The 9208-nt window shown below is 41.5% G+C and carries 10 protein-coding genes and 1 pseudogene; 6 read left to right on the top strand and 5 right to left on the bottom strand.

All coding sequences use genetic code 11. From position 1 onward, the window contains the following. A partial coding sequence (locus tag BLR76_RS10260) for a hypothetical protein (RefSeq protein WP_143009236.1) occupies nucleotides 1–238 on the bottom strand: 238 nt, incomplete at its 3' end. A 453-nt stretch (nucleotides 239–691) separates the two neighbouring features. Between BLR76_RS10260 and cls the strand changes: the two genes are divergently transcribed. The 6 genes from cls to BLR76_RS10230 all read left to right on the top strand — a co-directional run bounded on the left by cls (nucleotide 692) and on the right by BLR76_RS10230 (nucleotide 6718). Beyond that, nucleotides 692–2239, top strand: a complete 1548-nt coding sequence (cls, locus tag BLR76_RS10255) for a cardiolipin synthase (protein ID WP_091268684.1) — start codon at nucleotides 692–694, stop codon at nucleotides 2237–2239. Nucleotides 2240–2254: 15 nt separating this feature from the next. Beyond that, a complete protein-coding gene (locus BLR76_RS10250) occupies nucleotides 2255–3124 on the top strand; it encodes an MBL fold metallo-hydrolase (protein ID WP_091268682.1) in 870 nt (289 codons plus the stop codon). Between the two features lie 61 nt (nucleotides 3125–3185). Next, a complete protein-coding gene (locus BLR76_RS10245; RefSeq protein WP_091268680.1) occupies nucleotides 3186–4586 on the top strand; it encodes a bifunctional metallophosphatase/5'-nucleotidase in 1401 nt (466 codons plus the stop codon). Further along, a complete protein-coding gene (locus BLR76_RS10240; protein ID WP_245683083.1) occupies nucleotides 4583–5299 on the top strand; it encodes a YutD family protein in 717 nt (238 codons plus the stop codon). The genes BLR76_RS10245 and BLR76_RS10240 overlap by 4 nt, the downstream gene beginning before the upstream one ends. Before the next feature lie 20 nt (nucleotides 5300–5319). Further along, on the top strand, nucleotides 5320–6090 hold the full coding sequence (locus BLR76_RS10235; protein ID WP_091268677.1) for a TIGR01457 family HAD-type hydrolase: 771 nt from the start codon (nucleotides 5320–5322) through the stop codon (nucleotides 6088–6090). Continuing rightward, the gene (locus BLR76_RS10230; RefSeq protein WP_425425721.1) at nucleotides 6074–6718 is read left to right on the top strand and encodes a TIGR01906 family membrane protein; all 645 of its coding nucleotides are present in this window, start codon (nucleotides 6074–6076) and stop codon (nucleotides 6716–6718) included. Before BLR76_RS10235 ends, BLR76_RS10230 begins: the two co-directional genes overlap by 17 nt. A 66-nt stretch (nucleotides 6719–6784) precedes the next feature. On the opposite strand, the gene BLR76_RS10225 is transcribed toward BLR76_RS10230, so the two are convergent. The 4 genes and pseudogenes from BLR76_RS10225 to BLR76_RS11900 all read right to left on the bottom strand — a co-directional run. Further along, entirely contained in the window at nucleotides 6785–7294 is a 510-nt protein-coding gene (locus tag BLR76_RS10225) for a phosphatidylglycerophosphatase A family protein (protein WP_091268674.1), read from the bottom strand. A 25-nt stretch (nucleotides 7295–7319) separates the two neighbouring features. Further along, nucleotides 7320–8321, bottom strand: a complete 1002-nt coding sequence (locus BLR76_RS10220) for an NAD(P)/FAD-dependent oxidoreductase (protein WP_091268673.1) — start codon at nucleotides 8319–8321, stop codon at nucleotides 7320–7322. Nucleotides 8322–8349: 28 nt separating this feature from the next. Next, nucleotides 8350–8829: a divergent PAP2 family protein gene (locus BLR76_RS10215; RefSeq protein ID WP_091268671.1), complete on the bottom strand. Its 480-nt coding sequence runs from the start codon at nucleotides 8827–8829 to the stop codon at nucleotides 8350–8352. Between the two features lie 102 nt (nucleotides 8830–8931). Continuing rightward, a pseudogene (locus BLR76_RS11900) lies at nucleotides 8932–9208 on the bottom strand (hypothetical protein); the annotation flags it as partial.

Here is a 9208-nt window from a genome sequence, read left to right as displayed (position 1 = left end):
GTCGTCGCCTAATTTCAACACCCCCGTAAGAGAATTGAACGGTACGTTTCATTGTTTTCTCTATTTCGTATCCTCGTTCTTTATAGGAATGGATTAGTTCCAAATCAATCATTTCTATTGCTTTAGAAACCAACTCACACATGACTTGTGGAAGGTACTGATCTAATCGTATTTCACTGTCTATTAATGTTTCAGAATCCTTTAATATACTGGCAATTTCTGCTATAATTTGATTCATAAGAAGACCTCTTTTCTGGATTTGTGGTTATCTCTAGATTAAGGGTCTTCTTTCTTTTTGTCTACTTTAATTTCTTGCCCTACTATTTTACTTTCCGACAACTATTTTACACATAGCTATCGCTTGACCGAAATTCATCTCCCACTTTCACTGGTGCTTCGCACCCATACGCTTAGAAGTGGGAGACTTCTTTCGGAATTACGTTAAAAACTCTTATCTATAAGAAAAGACACCTTCACTCATCACGTTAAAGATGAAGAAAAGGCATCTAAGCTGACGATATCGATATGAAATGGTAGGGAAAGACGGGAATAATAAGATCTGAACAGTCCCACAAAGATCAGCATAAATGGAATATACATATGGAAGCGTATATACTAAAAACCCTTATTGAGATAGTGACAAACCTGAAGAAAAAAGGTAGGCTTAACAGAGGATGAAGGAGTGAAAAACTTGAGTAAAAAATGGTTGATGCAATTATTTAAGAGAAGAGTCATATTGGCGCTGTTAATTATTATTCAATTTGCGATTTTCGGGTTCGTAGTTAACCAGTCGATGGCCTATTCCATTTTCTTGGAGACAGCGTTTACCATACTGTCTATAGGTGTAGTTCTTCATGTTGTCTGGAAGAAAGGAAAAGAAGCTTTTAAAATTACATGGATCTTGCAAGTCCTGATTTTTCCTGTATACGGCACATTATTTTACTTGATATTTAACAGACAGACACAGACAAAAAAGCTGCAGGCAAAACTCGAACAGATTTACGAGGTTCATTTCTCATTTGCTGGACATGATGAGCAAGTTTTAAACAAAGCGAAAACTGATTTTCCTCATCATGGAAGACTCATGCATTATCTGACATATGCTGGCGGATTTCCAGTCTATGATCACACTGAGACAGCCTATTATCCTATTGGAGAATCATATTTTGAGGCTATGCAGGAGGCAATCAGTAAAGCAGAATCCTACATATTTTTTGAATTTTTTATTGTGGCAGAAGGTAAGATGTGGGAAAAACTTCTGGACTTGCTGGTTGAAAAGGCAGAGCAGGGAGTAGATGTCCGTGTTATGTATGATGACATTGGCAGTTTCGTTACCTTGCCTTCCGATATGAAAGAGCAGCTGGAAGAAAAGGGAATCAGTTGTCGAGTATATAACCCATTCCATCCTATTATTACCTCTTCGCAAAATAACCGGGACCATAGAAAAATCCTTTCAATCGACGGAAAAGTTGCTTTTACTGGTGGAATAAATATAGCTGATGAATATATCAACGAAATCGAGAGGTTCGGTCACTGGAAAGACAATGGGATCAAGCTGACAGGGAAAGGAGCGTGGGGTCTGACACTCATTTTCCTTCAGTTATGGCAGTCTATGGACGATCATATAGATACTGAAGATTTAAAAAGCCTTCAACCGGTTAACTTGGAGACCAGTACAAGTAAGGCTCATTCAACACATTATGTCCAGCCCTTCTCTGACAGTCCGACTGACAAGAAAAACTTTGGTGAACATGTATTGATTAAAATGATACATGCTGCAAAAGAATCGGTGTATATTTACACCCCCTATCTGATACTAGATGAAAATCTTGAAACTGCACTCATACTGGCAGCCGAAAGTGGAATCGATGTAAAAATCATTACGCCTAAGAAATGGGATAAGTATCTCGTTCACATGACCACACAGTCTTACTACTCTGAACTGATAGAGGCAGGCATCAGTATATATGAGTATACACCAGGGTTCATGCATGCAAAGACTGTTCTTGTGGATGATGAAGCAGTACTTGTCGGGACCATCAATTTTGATTATCGAAGCTTGTACCTCCATTTTGAGAATGCAGTAATTTTATTTGGGGGGACAATCATGCATGACATTAGAAAAGATTTTGACGAAACGATCAGGTCCAGTGAACTGATGACTGATCATACGGTAAATCAATCTCCCGTCAGACGTCTGACGAAAAGTGTACTGAGACTATTTGCCCCGCTGATGTAAAGAAAGGATGAGGCTATGGACTCGCTGACGATCGGATCCACTAAAATAACCTGGTTAAACGGAGGAGTGACCATGATGGATGGAGGTGCCATGTTTGGACCGGTACCTAAACCTTTGTGGAGCCGTCGCTACCCGTGCAATGAAAAAAATCAGATTGAACTCGTGACTGAACCGATGCTCATTGAAAAAAATGGCATGCTTTCACTCATCGATGCAGGGATCGGTAGGGGTAGACTCTCGGACAAACAGAAGCTGATATACGGCGCCTATGAAGAATCGACCATAGAAGAAGACCTGGCCTTACTCGGATTTGAACCAGGGGACATTGACAGAGTGCTCATGACCCATATGCACTTCGACCATGTTACCGGCTTAGTGAAAGATGTCGACGGTCGGAAAGTACCAGTGTTTTCAAATGCGCAGGTTTTCGTTGAGAGCAGGGAATGGGAAGCGATACAGCATCCCTCCAAACGTACGAGCGGAACATATTGGGAGGATAACTGGCGTGCGGTAGCTTCTCAGATAACTTGTTTCGATGATTCGATTGAAGTAGGAAAAGGAATCGAACTGATCCATATTGGAGGTCATAGTCCAGGGCAATGCCTCGTCAAGATAACGGATAGAGAGAAGGTGGCAGTACATTTATCGGATGTCTTCCCCACACATGCACATATCAACCCATTATGGGTCACTGCCTTTGATGACCATCCGCTCGATTCCATCGAAGCAAAAGAGACTTGGATCAACAGAGGACTGGAAGAAGGATGGACGTTTCTTTATTATCATGACGCGTATTACAGAGCACTGGTATTTGATAAGGAGACCAGGGAAATTAGCTGGTCTCTTAAACGGACCAAAGATCCTGCAGAAGCATTTCATCTCTGAAATCACTTGAAAAATAGGAGTTTGGGGTCGAATGTGATAGTATAAAGCTGGAGGAAAAACGATGGAAAAGATTACAATCTATCATACCAACGATATTCATTCTCAGCTTTCATACTGGCCCAGAATAGCACACTATCTGACTCAGGAGAAACAGAGGCTGATGAATAAAAAAGAAACCGTATTTGTCTTTGATGACGGAGATGCCATAGACCGAGTCCATCCTCTGACCGAGGCAACAGACGGGAAAGCAATTGCAGAGCTGCTACATGATGGAGCCTACGATGCTGTGACTATAGGAAATAATGAGGGGGTTGGAAACACTAAAGCTCAGCTTAATGACTTGTATTCTGAAGCTAGATATGAAGTGGTTGTATCCAATTTAAAAGATAAAGAAACAAATAGCAGACCGGACTGGGCAAGAGAAATCGTTTTGCTCGAAACTAATGGCCGGCATACATTTGCACTAGTCGGTCTGACCATTCCACTGCCGATGAGTTATGATTCATTGGGGTGGAATGTAGAAGATCCTTTCCACGTCCTTGATGAACTAATCAGGTCGTACAGAAACAAGGTAGATGGGTTTATTCTGTTAAGCCACCTAGGTCTGCCCACTGACAGGGAGATCGCTGAACGCTACCCAGAAGTACTCATAATTATGGGGGGGAATACTCATCACCTGCTGCCGGAAGGTGAAATGATCGAAGGCACACTGATAGCCGGTGCTGGGAAATTTGGTACGCATATAGGGAAAATTACATTAGAATACGGTAAAGACAATCAGATACTCATGACTGCTGAAGTAATCGATGTCCGTTCACAAGTTGATCCTGTACCAGATGAACACGTGGACATGAATGAACTTTACAGAATAGGAAACAGGATGCTGGAGCATGAAGTTCTTGGGGAATTGAATCATCCACTCAACAAAGAGCAAGTTGCAGAACCGAATCTGATTTCACTGACACTTGCAGCTATGACCAGTTTGAGCGAGACGAACATCGCAGTGGTCAATACAGGGCTTTTTTTAGAGTCGCTTCCCAAAGGACTGATCAACAGGAGGCAGCTGCATGAAGCTCTTCCGCATCCGATGAGAGTAGTCGAGGTAAGCATGAACGGAAACAGCCTCAAGCGACTGCTCAATCAAATGGAGCAGCAGAGAGAAAAGCTGAAAATATTGCCTGTTAAAGGATACGGATTTAGAGGAAAGATATTTGGAGATCTTTATTTTCAAGGAATAAAAAAGAACAAAGAGAACATCTATATCAATGAAAAAGAACTTGATAAGAACAGGCAGTATAAACTGATCACAGTTGATTATTTTCTTTATGTTCCTTTCTTTCCGGAACTCCAGGCACAGACCTCTGTTAGAATGATCAGTCCAGGTCTCTTGAGAACAATCGTCGGTAATTACATTGCACACCAGACTTCGAATTTATTAGATGAAAGGAAAGAATCATCGTGACAGACAATAAAGAAAAGAATATTAACCGACCAGTCACTGAGGATAAGATTGATGAACTGGTAAAAATAGATGAAAAAGTAGTGAAAAAACTTGATGCCAAAACACTTGAGATAGCCGGTGACAGGTATGCAGTCAAAGAGAATTATAGAGAGGCACTTGATCTGGAACTGCTTGAAGACCGGTACAGTGATCTGCTGGAAAAGTATGATTTTATCGTCGGAGATATGTCATATGGCAAACTAAGATTAAGAGGCTTCTATCACGACAGCAACAAAAAAGCACCGATCGATATGAAAATCGGTCACCTAGAAGACTACTTGAGTGAATACTGCAGTTTTGGCTGTGCTTATTTTGTTCTTGAGAGTCTTGAAACGAAGAAGAAACAGCGGTCGTATCCTAACCCGGATCCTCACTTCAACCAGACTCAGAAAAAAACTCAGAAGAGAAGACCAGATAAGTCCAGAAGAAAATCTTCCGGACAAAAACAGAGCCAATCTACTGGAGCCAAGGCTGCAAAAGAGTCATCGAAAAAGCCATCACGTGACTCACAGAAAAAGAAAGCAAGTGAGCCGACAAAAAAGAAGGCAGACAAAAAGTCTTTCACTAAAAAGAACCGGACTGAAAGCAAGCCCAATACAAAAAAGACTGAAAATGTAAAAGAAGTGAAAAATGAAAAGGGTAGCACGCGTTTTCAGATCAGAAAGAAAAAGTAATTAAGTAAAGGAGTCTCCAAATGACTGATAACAATTATAAAGGATACCTTATTGATCTGGACGGCACTATGTACAAGGGGAAAGAACCGATCGAACAGGCCCCGCGCTTTATCCGTCAACTTAAGAAGAGCCAGATCCCTTATATATTCCTGACTAACAATTCTACCAGCAGTCCGGAAGAAGTGGCAATTAAATTGAAAGCCCAGTTCAATGTTCCCGCAGAAGCAGAGGAAGTCTACACCAGTTCCCTGGCCACAGCTGATTATGTTAAGAACCTGGAAGGCAACAGAGTGTTTGTTGTCGGAGAGAAGGGCCTGATCGAAGCCTTGGAACAGGTCGGATGTGAGATTGTCGAAGAGGATATCGATCATGTAGTCGTCGGCTTGGATAGAGAGTTGACCTATGAAAAATGTATGATTGCCAGTCTGGCCATTCAAAATGGGGCTTCATTCATTGCAACTAACAAAGACACGAACCTGCCTAATGAATTGGGGCTCGTACCTGGAGCTGGTTCTCTAGTCGCTCTTATCGAAAAATCGACACGAGTGGAACCGACTTTTATTGGAAAGCCGGAGAGTTACATTATGGAATCAGCACTTAAGAAAATAGGTCTAAACCGTGATGAGGTTCTGATGGTCGGAGACAATTATGAAACGGATATCCTCGCAGGTATCAACAATGGAGTTGATACGCTTCTGGTACTCACAGGCTTTACGTCAAAAGAGGATCTCGACCAGTTTGCTGATGAGCCGACTTTTGTGATAGACACCTTGGATGATTGGAGTGTTTAGAATGAATGCTCTAAGAAAAGCAGGAGGTGTAACGAGTCTGATCCTCCTGATCATCACTGCAAGTATTGCGGTGGTCATCTTGTTTACTCCACTTTACCAGCTGACTGTCAGAATTCATGATTTACCTGAACGGTTGAATATGACATACGAAGCAATCATGGACAATTACTACGTGCTCCTAAGGTATCTCCATTTTCCTTGGATCACTGAACTGGAGTTTTTGGATTTTCCGAGTTCAGAGAGCGGACTGTTTCATTTCTGGGAAGTCAAGATTCTCTTTTACATCAATTACGGGATTCTGATCATTTCCAGCGTGACCAGTTTCTTTTACATGAGATACGTTAAAAGAAACAGAATGATCTGGACACTCCAGAGACCATTTTTCATTGCAAGTCTGGTTCCGCCTGCGCTGCTTTTCTTTCTGGCAGTAAACTTTGACAGAATGTTCGTTTTATTTCACGAGATTTTCTTCAACAATGATTACTGGCTATTTAATCCCACTACAGATCCCATCATCCTGGCACTTCCACAGGAATTCTTTATGTACTGCTTCATTCTATTTTTCATTCTCATAGAAGGAGCATTCATCGGGATGTACTGGTACAGCAAAAAACATGCATTCAATTAAAAGGACCGGTCACTTACATGAGTCTGCCTATCTGGCAGATTTATGTGAGGGACCGGTCTTTATCTGTTATTTCATAATATCTGAGATTTCAGGATTATCGTGTGCAACCCGACTTGCTGCAGCCGCAGCGATTGCACCGACGATGTCATCCAGGAATGTATGGGTTTCTTGTGTATTCTTGTGATTATCTAGTCGACTGATGACTTTTGGCTTAGTTTTGTCTAGAAACCCGTAGTTGGTGAAACCAATGGAGCCATACACGTTGACAATGGATAAAGCTAGAATCTCATCAATTCCATACAGCCCCTCATCTTCTTTGATGATTTCCTGAAGGGGACTAGACAATTTGTTTTCTTCGCATAATACATCAAGCTCTATTCCAGTCAGAATGGCATTTTGAACCTCTCGTTTCCTGATGACAGCTTGAACATTATCCAAGCATAAATCCATGGTGATTTCTGCGAGGTAAGGTTTTTGAAGATCATAAACCAGTTCGGCAATCTCTTCCAAAGTCACACCTCTGTCTTTTAACCTCTTTAAAGCTACTTTATGCAGTTCTGAACCTGATTGAACCATTTTGACTCCTCCTTATTAGTGTTTATTAATCTTCAAAAGTTAATTTTGTACTTTGGATTGGCTGAGCATGTTCATTTGGATAAATGGAATGAATGGCATGATTGACCGCAGTAGGGGCTTCTCCAAATCCCGTGGCAATCAGCTTTATTTTGCCATCAAAGGTCATACTGTCACCTGCAGCATAAATTCCTTCAATGGATGTTTCCATTTTTGAATTGACGACGATATCGGTCTGTTCAAGAGCGATATTCCAGTCTTTTACTGGACCCAGTGAAGAGACGAAACCATAATTGACAATGAAATAATCCAGATCGACAGAGAACTTGTATTCTCCTCGTGTTTCTTTAAATTCCACGGCTTTAAGCTGCCCGTTTTCCTCCACGAAATTGTGAGGGACATAAGGAGTAAGGACCTCAATACTGGAAGACCTTACCATCTCCACAGAGCCTTCATGGGCCCTGAACCGCTCTCGTCTGTGAACAAGAATAACTTTTTTGGCAATAGGCTCAAGAGTAAGTGCCCAGTCAACTGCTGTATCCCCTCCGCCGCATATGACGACAGTTTTATTTTTATACTGCTCCAGATCTTTCACAATATAATGCAGATTAGCTTCCTCGAAAACTTCTGCATTGGGAAGAGATAAGGTTCTCGGACTGAAGGAGCCCTGACCAGTTGTAATGATCACTGTCTTAGAAAAATGACTGCCTTTATTGGTCGTTAATTTAAAGAGCTGATCGTCCAGTTTGTCAATGGTCAGTACCTTTTCGTCAAGACAGAGTGTCTGGTCGAAGTGCTGCATCTGCGCGGTGAGCTGATGAACCAGTTCTTTTCCGGTAACACCTGCGTATCCTCCTACATCATAAATAGTTTTCTCCGGATAAAGGAGGGAGACTTGTCCGCCCAGTACAGGGAGTGATTCGATCAGTTTAGTTTTTGCATTTCTCATACCCGCATAAAAAGCTGCGAACATGCCTACAGGCCCACCGCCTATAATAGTGATATCGTATAGTTCTTCTGACAGATTCAAAACAAACCCTCCATAATATAACTGTAGATCAATATAGCATGCCGATGATCAGTGCGATCACAATGCCTGAAAGAATACCGAAAAAGACTTCGATCGGTTTGTGTCCAAGATATTCCCTGGACTGCTTTTCTTCTTTCATTGCTTCGATCTCTTCCTGAGTCTGATGAGTGAACATTTTTCTGAAATTTTCGAAATCAGCTAACAGTTCATTGATCAGAATACCATGTTCACCACTCTGGCGTCTGACCCCCATGGAATCGAACATGACGATGACCCCGAATGTCGCGGCAATGGCTACATATGGAGACTGAACGCCGTATTCTGATATCATACTCGTTACCAGGGCAGTTACCCCTGCCGAGTGAGAACTCGGCATCCCACCAGTCGATGTGGCAAGAGCCACTGATGATGGCCGGTTTAATAATAGAGCAACAGGGATTTTGATGATCTGAGAAATAATAATAGCTGAAAAAGCAGCTACCAATGGATAATTGTTAAATAGTGTCATGGAAATCTTCCTTTGATTAAAATAAAAACCTTCTTAATAACTCAAGTTTTGCAGTTAAAAAATAGCCTTTGACCCTTGGTGTCATTGACTTGGTACCGATTATTATGCCGCTTTTGATATTTGATTCAGCTGATTTTCTTTTAAAAATGGCTTGAAGAGTTCCGGTAAACTATCAAAGATGGTATCTAACAAGTCTTGAACATGTTGTTCAGATAGTACTAACTCGTTCATTAATGTCTCTTTCAGACAGGCCATTACGAGAAACAGCGATTGCGCGAATCGAATGTTCTCCATTTCATCACAGCACAAATAAAACAGCTCACCGATGGTGCGCGGATCCTTCTCTTCACGGGATATTAAGGCGAACATCATATACCGG

Source organism: Alkalibacterium thalassium (assembly GCF_900101165.1).
Taxonomy (GTDB): domain Bacteria; phylum Bacillota; class Bacilli; order Lactobacillales; family Carnobacteriaceae_A; genus Alkalibacterium; species Alkalibacterium indicireducens.
The sequence above is the reverse complement of the archived record's forward strand: the minus strand, read 5'-3'. Positions and strand labels throughout refer to the sequence as shown.

Coding starts and splice junctions, on each gene's coding strand:
- BLR76_RS10250 (WP_091268682.1), top strand. CDS start 2,255: ATGGACTCGCTGACGATCGGATCCACTAAAATAACCTGGTTAAACGGA.
- BLR76_RS10245 (WP_091268680.1), top strand. CDS start 3,186: ATGGAAAAGATTACAATCTATCATACCAACGATATTCATTCTCAGCTT.
- BLR76_RS10235 (WP_091268677.1), top strand. CDS start 5,320: ATGACTGATAACAATTATAAAGGATACCTTATTGATCTGGACGGCACT.
- BLR76_RS10230 (WP_425425721.1), top strand. CDS start 6,074: ATGATTGGAGTGTTTAGAATGAATGCTCTAAGAAAAGCAGGAGGTGTA.
- BLR76_RS10225 (WP_091268674.1), bottom strand. CDS start 7,294: ATGGTTCAATCAGGTTCAGAACTGCATAAAGTAGCTTTAAAGAGGTTA.
- BLR76_RS10215 (WP_091268671.1), bottom strand. CDS start 8,829: ATGACACTATTTAACAATTATCCATTGGTAGCTGCTTTTTCAGCTATT.